Here is a 17172-nt window from a genome sequence, read left to right as displayed (position 1 = left end):
CAAAGCCTTCCAGTAAGGCATCCTTAGCAACGTGGATGTGAACACGCTGCTGCAATCGATTCCGCCACTTGCGGTGTACCTCGTCGTCGGGGGCGTCATCGGCCTCGAGAGCCTGGGTATCCCCCTACCCGGTGAGATCATCCTGGTCACCGCGGCCGTGTTGGCCACCCGGCAGACGCTGGACATCAACCCGGTCGCTGTCGGTGGGTCGGCTGCGATCGGAGCGATCATCGGCGACTCGATCGGGTACAGCATCGGCCACCGCTACGGAATGTCCCTGTTCGAGCGGCTGGGCCGGCGATTCCCGAAGCACTTCGGCCCTGGCCACGTCGCCCTGGCCCGGCAGGTTTTCAGCCGCTGGGGCGCATGGGCGGTGTTCTTCGGACGGTTCATCGCACTATTGCGGATCTTCGCCGGACCCCTGGCCGGAGCGCTGAAGATGCGGTATTCGCACTTCCTGGCCGCCAACGCTTCCGGCGCCATCGTCTGGGCCGGCGGCACCACCGCCGTCATCTACTACCTGGGCCTGGCCGCCGAGAAGTGGCTGGCGCGGTTCTCGTGGGTCGCGCTCGTGGTGGGTGCGCTGGTCGGCCTGGGTGTCACGCTGCTGCTGCGCGAGCGCACTTCCAAGGCCATCGCCGCCCTGGAGGCCGAACACGACTGGGACACCTTGCGTAATTCCTGAAAACGTCGATTTCGGCGCACTCGATGCGTCAACCGAGGATTGACGATCACACCCCGTCAACCTACGGTTGACGCATGACTGAATCGGCACACACCAACTCCCCCAACCCGGTCACCGGCACCATACGTCTGGACGACCTGATCACCGCGATCAAGATGGTGCACAGCGAACCGCTCGACCAACTCACCGACGCCATGCTCGCCGCCGAACACCTCGGCGATATTGCCGATCATCTGATCGGGCACTTCGTCGACCAAGCCCGCCGATCGGGCGCCTCATGGACCGACATCGGCACCAGCATGGGCGTGACCAAGCAGGCCGCCCAGAAGCGTTTCGTCCCCAAACCGATGGACGACGCCAGCGGGTTCAGTCGGTTCACCCCACGCGCCCGCAACGTCGTGGTGGCATCCCAGGAAGCCGCCCGCGCGTCCGGCAGCGCCGAGATCACCCCCCGCCATCTGACGCTGGGCCTGCTCACCGATCCCGAATCGTTGGCGATGGTGCTCTTGACCAACCAGGGTGTCACCGCCGACGCACTCCGCGCCGCAGTGACCACCCCTGTCACCGAAGGTGAATCCCCACAACTGATCCCCTACGACAACGCCGCGAAGAAGGTGCTTGAGCTGACCTTCCGCGAGGCATTGCGCCTGGGGCACAACTACGTTGGCACCGAGCACATCCTGTTGGCATTGCTCGAATCCGAGGAATCCGGCGGACCGCTGCACAGCCTTGGCGTCGATAAGGCCCGAGCCGAATCCGAGCTCGGCGACATTCTCAACGCGATAGTCGCCCAACGGCAGCCGGACGCACATCCAGAGTGAGTGTCCACTGACAGGGACACCACGCTCCATCCAGATCGACGAAATGGCCAGATCTACTCGAACTTTGTGGCCCGAACTGACGTTTGGGCGAGACCCACGAAGCGGTGTGCCATCATGCGAGGCAGCTATTACGGGAGAGGACGCGATGAGCACGGGCGTGAACGGCAGTACGACGGTCCGGAGCCGCTGGCTCGCCGGCATCCTGAGCGCGCTGGCATTGCTGGGCGCCACGCTGGCACCGCCGGTGCTGGCCGAAACGGCCATCGGCAACCTGGGTGACACCCTGCGGGTGAGCTACGAGGGCGTGGTCGCCGACGTGACCGTCCACGACGTCGTCCCGTCCGACGTGCCGCCGGGCTGGGGCTGGAACGGCACCCCACGCTGGCGCGCCCAAGGCGGCCCCTGGAAGGCCGACGTGACCGTCCACGTCATCTCCACGCCCAACCCCTACAAGATGGCAACGGCATTCACTTTCGACGGTGTCACGCCGTACGCCGACGCTTACGTCTCCAAGCACACCGACGATCCCAATGCCCTGGAGACCCAACTGCTCAACGCACCGGCCGGGTCGACCGTCAATGGGGTGGTCTACTGGGACGTCTATCGCGGGCTGGTGACCAACGTCGTGTTGTTCAACCCGGTTTCGGGAACCCACCTGGCCCAGTGGAACATGTGGCAGCCGGGCTCACCGCTGCCCTGATGCCGGTTCAGATCCGCAGAGCCGACGCCGACGATCTACCCGAGCTTGCCGCGGTCGCGGCGGCGGCCTTCCCATTGGCCTGCCCACCGTCGTCGACACCGGAGAACATTGCCGACTTCATTGCCGGCAACCTGACCGAAAAGCACTTCGCCGAATACCTCGACGACCCGGCGCGTGCCGTGTTCGTCGCCGTCAATGGACGAATCCTGGGTTACACCATGCTGATTCGCGGCGTCCCCGACGACGTTGCGGGTGCGGTCCCATTGCGGCCCGCGGTGGAGCTGTCCAAGTGTTATGTGCTGGCCGATGCCCACGGCACCGGTGCTGCTACCGCGCTGATGACAGCGACGCTTGATTACGCCAGCGCGGAGGCCCGCTGCGTGTGGCTAGGTGTCAACCAGGAAAACCAACGCGCCCAACGGTTTTACGGCAAGCACGGGTTCGTCGTGGCCGGTACCAGGACTTTCCGGTTGGGGTCGGGAGTCGAACACGACTACGTGATGGTGCGCCCGCTGCCGTGAGCCGCGCTAGGCGTGTAGCTGAGTGCCCTCGTGGGTCAGCGCCAGCAACCGCGATGTGGCCCGCAGATATTTCTTGCGGAAACCGCCGGCCAACATCTCGTCGCTGAACACCGTGTTCATCTTCTCCCCCGACGCCGCCACCGGAATGCCCGCGTCGTAGAGCCGGTCGATCAGCGACACCAGCCGCAGTGCCACGCTCTGATCGTGCACCACGTGCACGCCGGTGATGAAAACTTCCTGCACGCCCTCGATCAGCGCGTGATAACGCGACGGGTGCATGGTGGCCAGATGCGCGCACAACGCGTCGAAATCGTCCAGCGTGGCGCCGGGCACGCCGACCGCCCAACTACGCACCTCGTCGTCCGACGGCGGCACCGGCGCGGACGGCAGCGCCCGCTGGCGATAATCCGGCCCCTCCACTCGAACAGTGGTGAAAATGCTTGACAGCGTGTTGATTTCACGCATGAAGTCCTGCGCGGCGAACCGGCCCTCACCCAACTGCTCGGGCAGCGTGTTCGAGGTGGCCGCGATCGACACGCCCCGCTCGACCAGCGCCGACAGCAGCCGGGAGATCAGCGTGGTGTTGCCTGGGTCGTCCAGCTCGAACTCGTCGATGCAGACCACCACGTAGTCGGCCAACAGGTCGATGCACTCGGTGAAGCCGAAAACCCCGGCCAGCTGGGTCAGCTCACCGAAGGTCGCGAACGCGGCCGGTCCGGCTTCGGCCGCAGTCAGCGTGTAGTACGTCGAAGCCAACAGGTGGGTCTTGCCGACACCAAAGCCGCCGTCGAGGTACATCCCCACCCCGGGCAGCACCTCGCGCTTACCGAACAGCTTCTTCTTGCCTGCCCGACGACGCCCCGCATCCTGGCAGAACGTGTGGGCCGAAACCACCGCGGCGGCCTGCGACGGCTCAGCCGGATCAGGTCGGTAGGAATCGAAGCTGACGTCGGCGAATGTCGGTGGCGGGACAAGCTCTGCGATCAACCGTTCCGGTGTCACAGTCGGATGGCGATCGGTCAGATGTGCGACTTCGCTGGCCCCAGGCATGCAGGCACCATAGCGACGTGCTGGAATTATCCACGTGTCCGATCCTGACGCTGCGACGCAGCTCACAGCGCTGAGCGCGGTCGGTGCGGCGTTCGACGGCGACGACGACGCTGCGCTGGCCCCGCTGTACACCTACCCCGACCAACTGCGCAGACCCTGGGTCCGGGCAAACATGATCTCCAGCCTGGACGGCGGTGCCACCGACGACGGCCGCTCCGGCGGCCTGGCCGGCCCCGGCGATCGGGCGCTGTTTGCCCTGATGCGCCAGGAGGCCGACGTCATCCTGGTCGGCGCAGCCACGGTCCGCATCGAGAACTACTCCGGGGCCCAGATGTCGGCCGCCCAGCGCCAGCTGCGTCAGCATCGCGGCCAGGCCGAAGTGCCGCCCATTGCGGTGGTCACCCACTCCGCGGATTTTGCGCACGACGCGAAGCTGTTCACCCGCGCCGAGGTCCAGCCACTGATCCTGACCTGCCGCGACAACATCGAGGACACCTGCCGCCGGTTCGCCGGGCTGGCCGAGGTCATCGACGCCTCGGACACCGCCTCCTACCGGGTCGACCCGCACGCGATGCTGCGCGTCTTCGCCGAACGTGGACTGTTGCGGGTGCTGACCGAGGGCGGACCGTCGCTGCTGAGCATGCTGATCGAGGACGATCTGATCGACGAGATGTGCGTGACGATCGCGCCCGTTCTGGTCGGCGGCCGGGCCCGGCGAATCGCCACCGGTTCCGGGGAGGCGCACACCCGGCTGAGCCGCAGCCACGTCCTCACCGACGACCAGGGCTACCTGTACACGCGCTACGTCCGCTCGACGGGCTGACGACCCGCGATCGCTACTGTGGTGACCATGCGTCGTCAGCTGCTCCCGGCCTTGAGCGTGTCAACCGTGGTGCTGTCGACTGTCGTGGCGGGGTGCGCTCCCGTGCTGGCCGCCAATCCCCGCTATGCCACCAACTCCGGGGCACACCCGCAGGGTGCTGTCACGACGACCAAGGCACCCGAGGGACCGCCGCCGATCGCAGCCCCCAAGAAGGACCTGACCTGGCACGACTGCACGGCGCAGGTGTTCGGTGACGCGGCCACACCGCCGGCGCCCGGCGTCAAGCTGGACTGCGCCACCTACGACGCCGACCTCGACGCGCTCAACGGTGCGGCCGGCACGGTCAACATGGGCGTGGTACGGGCCCGCCTCGACAGCACCCCGCAGGACGCCGGCCCCATCGTCATGACCACCGGCACCGACCTGCCGTCGTCGCGGCAGTTGCCCGTGTGGCTGACCCATTCGGGCACCGACGTGCTCAAGGTGCACCCGGTGGTTGCCGTCGACCGGCGCGGAATGGGCATGTCGTCACCGATCAACTGCCGTGACGTCAACGATCGCCAGGACATGCTGGACCAGGCCCAGTTCCAGTCCGGCGACGACCCGGTGGCCAATCTGGCCGCGGTCGCCCAGTCGGCCACCACCAGTTGCACCGACACCATCGCCCCGGCATCGTCGGACTACGACAACGCCCACAGTGCCGACGATCTGGAGCGGCTGCGCAGCACCTGGGACGTCCCGACGTTGGCGGTGCTCGGGATCGGCAACGGCGCGCAGGTTGCGCTGGCCTACGCCTCCTCGCACCCGACGAAGGTTTCCCGGCTGGTTCTCGATTCGCCGTTGCCCCTTGGCATTACCGCCGAGGCCACAGCCGAGCAGCGGGTCAAGGGCGAGCAGGCTGCACTGGACGCCTTCGCCGCACAGTGCGTGGCAACCAACTGCCCGCTGGGTCCGGACCCCAAGGGCGCCGTCGACGGCATGCTCGCCGAGACCCGAGCGGGCCGGGGTGCCGGCGGGACGTCCACCTCCCAGCTGACCGGAGCCATCACCACCGCACTGGGCTACCCGCGCGGCACCGGTCCGGCCGGCAACGCCGCACTGGGTGACGCACTCGCAGCCGCCCGCGGCGGCGACGCCACCGCGTTGACCGCATTGAGCGACGCCGCGGCCGCAATGCGCCAAACCGACGGACAGTTCGTCAACGTCTGCAACGACTCCTTGAACCGGCCCACCCCGGACCGGGTGCGCGAGCTCGTGGTCGCCTGGCCGAAGTTGTATCCGCAGTTCGGCAACACCGGCGCACTGAGCCTGGCCAAATGCCTCAGCTGGCCGAACAGCCCGACACCACCGGCGCCCAAGCAACTGAAGGTGCCGATCCTGCTGCTCGGCGTACAGAACGACCCCATCGTGGGCAACGAGGGAGTCGCGGCGGTCTCTGCGATGGCGATCAATGCCGGCACCAACAGTCGACGGGTGATGTGGCAGGGCACCGGCCACGGCGCCATCGTCTACACGCCGTGCGCGCTGCCGCCGGTTCAGGCATATCTGAACAGCGGCAAACTTCCTGACACAGACACATACTGCCCGGCCTAGCTTGTCGGTATGACCCCTCGTTATAGGGTTCGGTGGTGACGCGCCCCGCTTCGCTTCTGAGCGTCTTCAGCCCCCGTACCTCGGCACCCAGCACCTCTGATGTGGTGCGGTCCGCCCTGTGGCCGCTGGCGATCATGGCGATCTTCCATCGCAGCTACGTGCTGACCACCAACGGCTACATCACCGACGACTTCGGCCCCGTGTACCGCGCGGTGTCGAACTTCCGGCGGCACTGGGCCATCTACAACGAGCACTTCAACTACGTCGACCCGCACTACCTGTACCCGCCGGGCGGCACACTGTTGCTGGCTCCGTTCGGCTATCTGCCGGAGTTTGCTTCGCGATTCTGGTTTGTGGCGTTCAACACGGTGGCCATCATCATCGCCGCCTGCCTTCTGGTACGGCTGTTCAAGTTCTCGCTGACCTCGGTGGCGCTGCCGGCCCTGCTATTGGCCATGTTCTGCACCGAATCGGTCACCAACACACTGGTTTTCACCAATGTCAACGGCTGCATCCTGCTGGCCGAGGTGCTGTTCTTCCGCTGGCTGCTGGACGGCAAGCAGAGCCACCAGTGGCTGGCCGGTGCCGCCATCGGGCTGACGCTGGTGGTCAAGCCGCTGCTGGGCGTACTACTGCTGCTGCCGCTGCTGAACCGACAGTGGCGGGCGTTGGTGACGGCGTTCGCGGTGCCCATCGTGTTCAACGCCGTGGCCTGGCCGCTTTCGGCGGACCCCACGGGCTTCGTGCGCAACACGCTGCCGTACATCATGCAGACCCGCGACTACTTCAACTCCGCCATCCTGGGCAACGGAATCTATTACGGGCTACCCATGTGGCTCATCATGGCGCTGCGGGTCGCATTCGTGATGCTTGCGGCGGCCAGCCTATGGCTGCTGTACCGCTACTACCGCGAGCGCGACCAGCTGTTCTGGATGCTGACCTCCTCGGGCGTGCTGCTGATCACCTCGTGGCTCGTGCTGTCGCTGGCCCAGGGCTACTACTCCATGATGCTGTTCCCATTCCTGATGACGGTGGTGCTGCCGCGGTCGGTGATCCGCAACTGGCCGGCCTGGCTCGGCGTGTACGGCTTCCTCACCATGGACCGCTATCTGATGTGGCGCTGGCCCACCACAGGCCGATTCCTGGAGTACGCCAAGATCACCTACGGCTGGTCCCTGATGCTCATCGTGGTGTTCTGCGCGCTGTACTACCGCTATCTCGACGCCAAGAAGGACGGTCGCCTGGATCAGGGCATCGACCCACTATGGCTGTCTGATGACCGGCCTGACGCTAACCTGGCCTCATGAGCATCCCGCCACCCAAAGTCGAACTCAGCGACGACCAGTGGCACGCGAAGCTGAGTCCCGAAGAATTCCATGTGCTGCGCCAAGCCGGCACCGAGCGGCCGTTCACCGGCGAGTACACCGACACCAAGACCGAAGGCGTCTATCAGTGCCGGGCGTGCGGCGCCGAACTGTTCCGCAGCACCGAGAAATTCGAATCCCATTGCGGCTGGCCGTCATTCTTCGACCCGGCCGATTCGGACGCGGTGATCCTGCGGGTCGACAACAGCCTGGGTATGCGCCGGGTCGAGGTGCTGTGCGCCAACTGCCACAGCCACCTCGGACATGTCTTCGAGGGCGAGGGCTACCCCACCCCGACCGATCAGCGCTACTGCATCAACTCGATCTCACTGCGCCTGGTGCCGACCGAGAGCTGAGAGAGCGCTTCCGAAATGGCGGCTCCGCAGCCCACCGCGTCGCAGCTGCGGCGGTGGCGACAGTACCTCGCCAATGAGCGCGCCGAGGCAGCCGTCTACCGGGATCTCGCGCAGCGGCGGCAGGGCACCGAGCGCGAAATCCTGCTGGAGTTGGCAGCCGCCGAAGGCAGACATGAGCAGCATTGGCTGACCTTGCTCGGCGATCAGGTGGGGACGCCCCGGCGCCCCGACATTCGCACCCGCGCATTGGGTTTCATGGCCCGGCACCTCGGTTCGGTCTTCACGCTGGCCCTGGCACAGCGTGCCGAAGCCCGTTCGGCCTATGAGAGTGATGTCGACGCCACGCCCACCATGGCGGCCGACGAGCGCATCCACATGGAGGTGGTCCGTGCGCTCGCCAGCCGGGGTCGCGACCAGCTGTCGGGCAGCTTCCGCGCCGCCGTGTTCGGTGCGAATGACGGACTGGTCAGCAACCTGGCACTGGTTCTCGGAATCAGTGCCACGGGCGTTTCCAATCAGACGATTCTGGCCACCGGGCTGGCCGGATTGATCGCCGGCGCACTGTCCATGGGTGCCGGTGAGTACGTCTCGGTCAACTCTCAGCTCGAGCTCTTGGAGGCGTCGACCCCCAGTGCAGCGGCCGGTACCGCAGTGCAGGCGCTCGACGTCGACGCCAACGAACTCGAGCTTGTATATCGCGCCCGCGGCATGACCCCGCAAGATGCCGCCGACCGGGCCGCCGAGGTGTTCGCCAATCTTCAATCCGGGACCGTCGGGGAGGCACCACTCGGCGAGGCCGCCACCGCGAAGCACGAAGCCGTGGGAACCGGATGGCGGGCCGCCGTGTCGAGTTTCCTGTTCTTCGCATCCGGTGCGCTGATTCCGGTGTTGCCCTACCTATTTGGGGCCACTGGGTTAGTCGCGGTGGTGACCTCCGCAGTGCTCGTGGGGATCGCACTACTGTCGACCGGGCTGATCGTGGGCCTGCTGTCCGGTGGCCCACCGCTACGACGTGCGTTGCGCCAGTTGGTGATCGGCTACGGTGCCGCGACGGTCACCTATCTGCTGGGCCTGCTGTTCGGCACCGCGGCCGGTTAGCCCACCGCGGCACTGGTTAACCAGCATGACTTTGCCTGGGCGAGCGCAGGACCAGGATCGATCGCGGCCCGACCTCAACCGGACCGGTCACCGCACCAAGGTGAGCCGGGTTGAAGCTGTCGCATGCGACCTCCCAGCGACCGGCCGCGTGGTCCCCTGGCAGCTGGAACGTCAGCGGCTCCCACCAGCCGTTGACCAGCACCAGGAAATCGTCATCGATCAACGGCTCACCGCTGGCCGAAACATCGGGATCGGTTGCGCCGTCGATGAATAACGTGACGCTGCGGGCTTCGAGGTCCGCCCAGTTCGCCTGTGCCATCTCGGTACCGGCCGGGGTGAACCAGCGCAGGTCGACAGCGGCCGAGCCGGTCGCATACCGCCGGCGCCGGAACACCGGGTGCGAATGCCGGAGCGCGATAACGTCTTTGGTGAACCGCAGCAGCTCGTGGTCGGGCGCCGACCAGTCGAACCAGGTGATCGCGTTGTCCTGGCAGTAGGCGTTGTTGTTGCCCTGCTGGGTACGACCCAGTTCGTCCCCGCCGAGCAGCAACGGCACACCGGCCGAAAGCAGCAGTGTCACAAGGAAAGCCCGCCGCTGACGGGCGCGCAGGGCCAGCACGTCGGGATCGGTCGTCGGCCCCTCCACCCCGCAGTTCCAGGACCGGTTGTCATCGGTGCCGTCCCGATTGTCCTCGCCGTTGGCCTCATTGTGTTTACCGTTGTAGGACACCAGATCTGACAGTGTGAAGCCGTCGTGGATAGTAATGAAGTTCACCGACGCGCTGGGACGACGGCCGTCCTCGGGCCGGTCGTAGATGTCTGCCGACCCGCAGAGCCGGGTGGCGAACTCCGACAGCAGCCCGTCGTGACTGCGCCACCAGTCGCGCATCAGGTCGCGGTACCGGCCGTTCCATTCGCTCCACAGCGGCGGGAACCGACCGACGTCGTAACTGTCGTAGCGGCCGACATCCCACGGTTCGGCGATCAACTTGACCTGGGAGATGACCGGATCCTGGCCGACCACCTCGAAGAAGGACGAGAACGGGTCGAACTGGTCGTTTGCCTCGCGGCCTAGCGTGGGCGCCAGATCGAAGCGGTAACCGTCGACACCCATCTCGGTGACCCAGTAGCGCAGCGAATCCGTCACCAACCGCAGCGTCGCCGGATCGGCGGTGTTCACCGAGTTGCCGGTGCCGGTCGTATCGAGGTAGCGGCTGGGGTCTGCCGGATCGAGCCGGTAATATGCCGCGTTGTCCAGCCCGCGGAAGCTAAGCGTGGGCCCACCGGGACCGCCCTCGGCGGTGTGGTTGAACACGACGTCGAGAATCACCTCGATGCCGGCGGCGTGCAGGGCCTCGACCATCGCACGGAACTCGCCGACCTGCCCGCCGGGCCGGCCCGCCCGAACCTCTGCCGAGTAGGCAGCGTGCGGGGCGAAGAAGCCAATTGTGTTGTAACCCCAGTAATTGGTCAGCCCGCGCTCGACGAGGAACGACTCTGGCACGTTGTGGTGCACGGGCAGCAATTCGACCGTGGTGACCCCCAAGTCGACAAGATGCGCGATGGCCGCCTCATGCGCCAACCCGGCGTAGGTACCGCGCAACGGCTCCGGGATGCCCGGGTGGGTTGCGGTGAACCCGCGCACGTGCAGTTCGTAGATGACCATGTCGGAGAGGGCATGCCCCGGCCCGGATCGCACCGGCGTAGCGGCCCGCGCGGTCACCAGGCTGCGCGGAACGAACGACGCTGAATCGACAGTGCTTGGGGCACTGGGGTTTTCGACGGTGTAGCCGAGTACCTCCGGCCCGAACCGCACGTCGCCGTGGATCGCCCGGGCGTACGGGTCGAGCAGCAGCTTGGCCGAGTTGTAGCAGAGCCCGCGAGACCGGTCGAAGGGTCCGTCGACGCGGAATCCGTAGGCCTGCCCCGGACCGACGCCTAGAACGTAGCCATGGTGGATGTCGCCGTCGCGCTCGGGCAGCACCAGCTGGGTCTCGGTGCCCGCGGCGTCGAAAAGACAGAGGGTGACCTTGTCACCATTGGAGGACACCGCGAAGTTGGTGCCACGCTCGTCGGGGACGGCTCCGAGCGGTGCGGCGCGTCCGGGCAGGATGCTGGCAGTCATGGAATCTGTTCTTCCCCTTGCTCGATCGGTTGTGCCAGCCGCCCGATGACGGCCGATACCGACGGATAGGCGCGGTGCCGGCGCCGGATTACGTCGGCCACCAAACCGGTCCAACCGGTCTGATGGGATGCCCCGAGGCCGGAGCCGTTGTCGCCGTGGAAGTACTCGTGGAACAACAGGTTGTCCCGCCAGCGCGGGTCGGTCTGCATGCGTTCGGTTCCGCCGAAGCACGGACGCCGGCCGTTACCGTCGCGCAGGAACAGCGATACCAGCCGCGCCCACAGATCGTCTGCGACGACATCCAGCGTGACTTCGGTCCCCGATCCAGTCGGATACTCGACGGTGAAATCGTCGCCAAAGAATTCGTGATAGCGCTCCAGGGTGGCTGCCACCAGGTAGTTGAGCGGAAACCACACTGGGCCACGCCAATTGGAGTTGCCGCCGAACATCGTAGTGGTCGATTCGGCCGGTTCGTAGTCCACCCCGGCCCGCACGCCGGCGACATCCAGCACGTACGGATGGGGCCGGTGGTAGGCGGACAGCGAACGCAGCCCATGCGGCGACAGGAATTCTGTGGGGTCGAACAGGGTCGCGCACAACCGCCGCACCTTGTCCACACCGGTCACACCGACCAAGAGCCGCCGACACCCAGGTGTCCCCCGCAGGATCCCGGCGTCGGCCATCTCCTTGGTCCCTCCCAGCCCGTGGCGTCGCAGATAATCAGCGAACATCTTGTCAGTCACAAGCGTCCGGTCAATGACCTCTTCATTAACAACCGCTGCCGCCAGCGGAGGGATCATCGCCACCATGGACCGAACCCGGACCGACACCGCGCTGCCGTCACCCAGCAACAGACGGTCGTAGAACAATCCATCTTTCTCATCCCAAAGACCCAGTGTTTCAAGGGCTTCGGAAATGCCGGCGAAGTGCTCGAGAAACTTCTGGACCAGGTCCAGCGCCGGCCGGTGACCGGACCCGTGCAAGATTGCCGCGATGGTCGCCATGGACAGCGCGTAGGTTGCCATCCAACCGGTGGCGTCGGACTGTTCGAGGACTCCATGTACCGGCAGGTGGGACCGGTCGATCGGGCCGATGTTGTCCAGCCCCATGAACCCGCCCTCGAAGAGGTTGGATCCATTGGCGTCTTCGCGATTCACCCACCAGGTGAAGTTCACCAGGAGTTTGTCAAAGACGCGGCTGAGGAAATCGAAGTCACGCCCACCGTCGATGGCGAACACCTCAAGAGCGGCCCACGCCTGCACCGGCGGGTTGACGTCTCCGAAGTCCCATTCGTAAGCAGGTAACGCACCGTTGGGATGCTGGAACCATTCCCGGCACAACAGCGATAGTTGGTATTTGGCGAACGCCGGGTCGACGTGCACCAGCGCGACGCAGTGAAACGCCAAATCCCATGCAGCGAACCATGGATACTCCCAGGTGTCCGGCATCGACATGACATCGAATGCTTCGAAATTGCGCCATCGGGAGTTCCTACCGGCGCGGCGCTGCGGCGGTGGCGACGGCTGGGCTGGATCGCCGTCGAGCCAGCGGGTCACGTCGTAGTAGTAGAACTGCTTGCTCCACAGCATACCCGCGAAGGCCTGGCGCATCACTGACGCTTCGTCGGAAGACGCTGCGGTAGGAGTGATTTCGGCGTAGAACTCGTCGGCCTCGGCACGGCGCTGGGCACAGACCTGAGTGAAGTCCGTACCGAGCGCAGCCGACGAATTCACCGCAGGCGTCGCCGGACGCAACCGCAACCGCAACTCGACCGTCCCGCCGGCGGGCACGTCGAGCCGGTACCACGCCGCACATTTTGTGCCCAACCGTTGCGGGTTCACGGTGGCGGCACCCGCGACAACGTGGTCGTTGATGCCGTCCTTAGGCCATTGCGGGCCAGACGCTGCACCGAACAGCCGCCGGATGTTCGTCTCGTTGTCGCAGAACAACAGCTCCGGCAGACGGCTGTCCGGTCCAGGCCCGCACAGCAATTCGAGGGCGCCGAGGAACGGATGCTCGACGGCGACGGTGCCGTCATCGCGGGCGGCCAACCTTGGCGGGCTCTGGTTCACCTCCCAGGACCAGGTGTTGCGGTACCACAGTGTGGGCAGCACATGCAGCTGTTCGGTCTGTGGCCCGGCGTTGGTCACCGCGACCGTCATCAGCACATCGGTCGGCGACGCCTTGGCGTACCGGACGTCGACCACCCAGTACCGGTCGTCATCGAACACACCGGTGTCGAGCAACTCGTATTCCGGGTCGGTCCGGCTTCGCCGCCTATTCTCTTGCAGCAGATCGAGATACGGGAATTCCCCCTGCGGGTAGTGGTAACGCCAGGAATTCCACGCGTGGCTGGGCACAGCGTCGAGGTTCCACCAGTACTCTTTGACGTCCTCGCCGTGGTTGGCTTCGGTGCCGGTCAGCCCGAACGCGCGTTCTTTGAGGATCGGGTCCCGACCGTTCCACAACGCCAGCGCCAAGCACAGCCGTTGCTCGATATCGCAGAACCCGGCCAGCCCATCCTCGCCCCACCGATATGCGCGCGAACGCGCTTGATCATGTGGCAAGTAGTCCCACGCGTCACCGTCTGCGCTGTAGTCCTCTCGGACTGTGCCCCATTGCCGTTCGCTCAGGTACGGCCCCCACAGGTACCACTCACTGGCTTGGCGAAGGCCGAGATCCAATCGGCCGAACCCCTCGACTCGGCGCCGCTCCGCACCTGCATCGGCCGTCACTGAACACCTCCGGACGCGTCCGGCGCCGGGTGTCGCCGGTCAGGAACTGAGTGCGACGGCGTTGGCGCGTGCGTACATTGCGTCGAGGACGGCCGCCTGGGCCTCGTCGATTGCGGCGAGGGCGAAATCAATCGCATCCACAGCGTAGTCCTCGGCGTGCTTGGCGTCGTGCTCTGCGCGTTTCGCGTCGCGTTCGGCTTCCTTCCGGTCGATATCGGCATGCGCCTTGGCCACGTGCGTCTGCCAATTCAGCCGAACCTCATGCCAGCGTGACGCCGCCTTGTCATGCGCGGCATCGGCCTTCTGTGACAACCGGTCGGCGCTCGCGACGGCGTGGTCATGGGCACTCTGGGCATCGGCCGCGAGGCGGTCCTTGGCGTTTTCCGCGGAATCCTTCAACTTGTCGGAAGCTTCGTGTGCGCGGTCAGAAATCTTGTCGAACTGCTCGCTGAGTTTGCTGGGCATGGGTCGCTCCTTCGGCAGTGTGATGGCTACCGGAAAATGCTAAGCCCGTGCTCCGGCCCGGTCGTTGTCCTCGTAAACAACGATCAGACGAAAATCGTGTCTCGGATTACACGAGCATTCCCGCGGTGGTGAGTTACCAGCTGTTCCAACGGATCTCGAAAGCCAGACACAGTTCGGCGAGTTCGTTTGGCACCGAAAGAGATCGACCGGTGCGCTCTTCGATCCGATGCAATCGGTATCGCACCGTGTTGGGGTGGCAGTACATCTGCTCGGCGGTGGCAGACATGGATCCCTTGTTCTGCACCCATCGACGAAAAGTGTCGAGCAGGACCTCGCGTTCCTCGGGACTCAGATCGTCGAACGTGCCGAGAACGATCTGCGCCACCTTGGTCGTCACCTCGGGCGCGCTGACCGCGGCGACTGCCAGCACGGAATCCTCGAACACGGTGACGCCCGCCGGGCGGCCGGCGTAGGCAGCCACCCGGGCGTACCGCAGCGATTGGGCGGTGTCGGCCAAGTCTTCGAATTGCGGGCTCACCCCGATGCGGTCGACGGCAACCTTGTTCAGTAGGTCCAGCATCGCCGTATGTTCGGTTTTCGACGGCACGTGGGCGATGCCGGTCTGCATATCGGGCAGCAATCGCCACGCCGAGCGAACATCCAGGCTGCGGAGCCTGGCGGCGACACCCGGCAACGCCTGCTTCCCGATCTCCGGACAGACCGCCGCGATGACTACGAACGGGCCCCGCTGCGGAATGCGCAACAGCTGCGCAACCTCCCACAGACTGCGGTCGTCGCTGAGCCGCGATTGCAGCAGCGCCTCCGTCAGCGCCGAACGTTCGGCTGAGTCGTCGGTGGCCATCTGGACCGCCTTGTGGCGGTACGCATCGGCCATCGCGTCGGTGTAGAGGTCCTGCGCCTGCCACATCAGCTCGGTCGCCTGCAGCACCGCGTCGCGGCTGATCTCCGGATGCGCGTTGGCAATCTCGACCATGGTGTCCCACATCGTGTGTGAGGCCACCCGGAAGGCCGCCATCACCGCGGGGAGCGGGACGCCGGCGGCAGCACGCCTGGTTCCCGTGTCGGCGGCCGGCGAGGTGTCGAACGGCTGCCCGGTGGTCACGCTGGTGAACAGGAAGCCGATGTTGTCGCAAGTACTCTTGAGCAGTTCAGCTTCGGGGACCAGGCTGTTGGCCTTGTAGAACTCCACGTTCGACCGTATCGACGCGGTCACATTGCGCCCGATCTCATCGAGTCGGTGTACCAACATCGACCCGAGTTTCTTGATCTGAGCTTCGGTTCCCACCACCACGGTAACCGAGCCTAAGCGCAAAAATGGCGGTCACGTTGGCTATTCGAACATCGGTCTGCGCTGATCTTTGTCTCCGGTTCCATCGACACTCGCTGCACCGCAGGCGCAATATCAAACCATCCGAGCGGAAGGTGACAGTCATGTATCAGTCGGTGCAAGAACACCACGACGCAGGTAAAGCCGCCCGTTCAGAGTTACCCCGGGCAGCATTGGGCGAGCTGCACTGCCCAAGTGACCGGGCGGATCCGGTGGAACTACTCCAATCTCAGGCCACGTCCCGGATCGCCGAGCTCATTCCAATCCGATACGGGCGCATGCTCACCTCACCGCTGGCGTTCTTCCGGGGCGCGGCACTGATCATGGCAGCCGATCTTGCCGCAGGACCGCATACCGGATTGAGCGCTCAGCTGTGCGGCGATGCCCACCTGTCCAACTTCGGTCTGTTCGCTTCTCCCGAACGCAACCTGGTCTTCGACGTGAACGACTTCGACGAAACGTTGCCCGGGCCGTGGGAATGGGACGTCAAGCGGTTGGTCGCCAGCCTGGCAATTGCCGCACGTACCAATGGATTCCACACTGCCGACCGCGACCACGTGGTGCGCAGTTGCGCCGGCGCTTACCGCTCACACATGCAAGAACTCGCCGCGATGCGGGAACTCGACGTCTGGTACAGCCAAATCACCATCGACGACGAACTGCAGGCCAGTGTCAACACCAAGTTCGGGCGGGCCATCGAGCAGACGGCGGCCAAGGCCCGTACGCACGACAGTTTGGAGGCCGTTTCGAAACTGACCGAAACGGTCGACGGACAGATCAAGCTGGTCAGCCATCCACCGCTGGTGGTACCCATCGCCGAACTGGTCGGCGCCGACCGGGCACACCAATACGAGGAGCACATGGGCGCATTCATGGAGAAGTACATCGACAGCCTGGAAGCCAGCCGCCGCCCGCTCATCGAACGCTTCCAGTACCTGAGCATGGCGCGCAAGGTTGTCGGGGTGGGCAGCGTGGGTCTGCGCGCCTGGGTGGTGTTGCTGGTCGGCCGCGACAATGACGACCCCTTGCTGCTGCAGGTAAAGGAGGCTCAGCCATCGGTGCTGGCACAATTCATCGGCGCCAGCGAATATTCCGATGCCGGACAACGGGTTTCGGTCGGACAACGACTTATGCAGGCCAGCAGCGACATCCTTTTGGGATGGTTGCACGCCGTCGGCCCCGACGGCCATGAGGCTGACTATTACGTGCGCCAGCTGCACGACTGGAAGGGAGCGGTCGCCGTGCAGACCTCGAGCCCGAAACTGCTCGCGGACTACGGACGGTCCTGTGGTTACGCGCTGGCCCGAGCTCACGCTCGCACCGGCGATCGCGTCGCGATCGCCGGTTATCTCGGCACCAGTGACGCCGTCGACACCGCGTTCGTCCAATTCGCCGAGGCCTATGCCGACCAGAACGATCGCGACTACGCCGCGCTGCGCGCGGCAGTCGATGCCGGGCGGGTGACTGCCGAATCAGACCTGTAGTCGG

At 65.4% G+C, this 17172-nt stretch carries 15 protein-coding genes; 10 read left to right on the top strand and 5 right to left on the bottom strand.

Annotated elements, in window-relative coordinates; genetic code table 11:
- Positions 1 to 31 precede the first annotated feature (31 nt).
- From M2432_RS21900 to M2432_RS21885, 4 genes are all read left to right on the top strand, one after another.
- Positions 32 to 685, top strand: coding sequence for a DedA family protein (locus M2432_RS21900; RefSeq protein WP_280828934.1), 654 nt, complete (start codon positions 32 to 34; stop codon positions 683 to 685).
- A gap of 74 nt (positions 686 to 759) precedes the next feature.
- Complete coding sequence (locus M2432_RS21895) at positions 760 to 1506, top strand: Clp protease N-terminal domain-containing protein (RefSeq protein ID WP_280828933.1); 747 nt, start codon at positions 760 to 762, stop codon at positions 1504 to 1506.
- A gap of 145 nt (positions 1507 to 1651) precedes the next feature.
- Positions 1652 to 2206, top strand: a complete 555-nt coding sequence (locus tag M2432_RS21890; protein ID WP_280828932.1) for a hypothetical protein — start codon at positions 1652 to 1654, stop codon at positions 2204 to 2206.
- Positions 2206 to 2727: an N-acetyltransferase gene (locus M2432_RS21885; RefSeq protein WP_280828931.1), complete on the top strand. Its 522-nt coding sequence runs from the start codon at positions 2206 to 2208 to the stop codon at positions 2725 to 2727. Before M2432_RS21890 ends, M2432_RS21885 begins: the two co-directional genes overlap by 1 nt.
- Positions 2728 to 2733: 6 nt before the next feature.
- On the opposite strand, the gene zapE is transcribed toward M2432_RS21885, so the two are convergent.
- The gene (gene zapE, locus M2432_RS21880; RefSeq protein ID WP_280828930.1) at positions 2734 to 3777 is read right to left on the bottom strand and encodes a cell division protein ZapE; all 1044 of its coding nucleotides are present in this window, start codon (positions 3775 to 3777) and stop codon (positions 2734 to 2736) included.
- Between the two features lie 25 nt (positions 3778 to 3802).
- On the opposite strand from zapE, the gene M2432_RS21875 reads away from it, so the two are divergent.
- The 5 genes from M2432_RS21875 to M2432_RS21855 are packed head-to-tail and all read left to right on the top strand — an operon-like array spanning position 3803 to position 9011.
- Positions 3803 to 4600, top strand: coding sequence for a pyrimidine reductase family protein (locus tag M2432_RS21875; RefSeq protein WP_280828960.1), 798 nt, complete (start codon positions 3803 to 3805; stop codon positions 4598 to 4600).
- A gap of 27 nt (positions 4601 to 4627) precedes the next feature.
- Positions 4628 to 6193, top strand: a complete 1566-nt coding sequence (locus M2432_RS21870; protein ID WP_280828929.1) for an alpha/beta hydrolase — start codon at positions 4628 to 4630, stop codon at positions 6191 to 6193.
- A 35-nt stretch (positions 6194 to 6228) separates the two neighbouring features.
- On the top strand, positions 6229 to 7500 hold the full coding sequence (gene aftC, locus M2432_RS21865; RefSeq protein WP_280828928.1) for an arabinofuranan 3-O-arabinosyltransferase: 1272 nt from the start codon (positions 6229 to 6231) through the stop codon (positions 7498 to 7500).
- A gap of 2 nt (positions 7501 to 7502) precedes the next feature.
- A complete protein-coding gene (gene msrB / locus M2432_RS21860) occupies positions 7503 to 7913 on the top strand; it encodes a peptide-methionine (R)-S-oxide reductase MsrB (RefSeq protein WP_280828959.1) in 411 nt (136 codons plus the stop codon).
- A gap of 15 nt (positions 7914 to 7928) precedes the next feature.
- Positions 7929 to 9011, top strand: coding sequence for a VIT1/CCC1 transporter family protein (locus tag M2432_RS21855; protein WP_280828927.1), 1083 nt, complete (start codon positions 7929 to 7931; stop codon positions 9009 to 9011).
- Between the two features lie 16 nt (positions 9012 to 9027).
- Here M2432_RS21855 and glgX read toward each other — a convergent pair whose 3' ends face one another.
- The 4 genes from glgX to M2432_RS21835 form a co-directional block, all read right to left on the bottom strand.
- Positions 9028 to 11136 carry a glycogen debranching protein GlgX gene (gene glgX, locus M2432_RS21850; protein WP_280828926.1) on the bottom strand — a complete coding sequence of 703 codons (2109 nt, stop codon included), beginning with the start codon at positions 11134 to 11136 and terminating at the stop codon, positions 9028 to 9030.
- The gene (locus M2432_RS21845; protein ID WP_280828925.1) at positions 11133 to 13871 is read right to left on the bottom strand and encodes a glucosidase; all 2739 of its coding nucleotides are present in this window, start codon (positions 13869 to 13871) and stop codon (positions 11133 to 11135) included. Before M2432_RS21845 ends, glgX begins: the two co-directional genes overlap by 4 nt.
- A gap of 39 nt (positions 13872 to 13910) precedes the next feature.
- Entirely contained in the window at positions 13911 to 14336 is a 426-nt protein-coding gene (locus M2432_RS21840; protein ID WP_280828924.1) for a hypothetical protein, read from the bottom strand.
- Between the two features lie 133 nt (positions 14337 to 14469).
- Positions 14470 to 15648 carry a helix-turn-helix domain-containing protein gene (locus M2432_RS21835; protein WP_280828923.1) on the bottom strand — a complete coding sequence of 393 codons (1179 nt, stop codon included), beginning with the start codon at positions 15646 to 15648 and terminating at the stop codon, positions 14470 to 14472.
- Between the two features lie 140 nt (positions 15649 to 15788).
- On the opposite strand from M2432_RS21835, the gene M2432_RS21830 reads away from it, so the two are divergent.
- Positions 15789 to 17168, top strand: coding sequence for a DUF2252 domain-containing protein (locus M2432_RS21830; protein WP_280828922.1), 1380 nt, complete (start codon positions 15789 to 15791; stop codon positions 17166 to 17168).
- The last annotated feature ends 4 nt before the right edge of the window (positions 17169 to 17172 follow it).

This window comes from Mycobacterium sp. OTB74 (assembly GCF_029892685.1).
Classification (GTDB): Bacteria; Actinomycetota; Actinomycetes; order Mycobacteriales; family Mycobacteriaceae; genus Mycobacterium.
The sequence above is the reverse complement of the archived record's forward strand: the minus strand, read 5'-3'. Positions and strand labels throughout refer to the sequence as shown.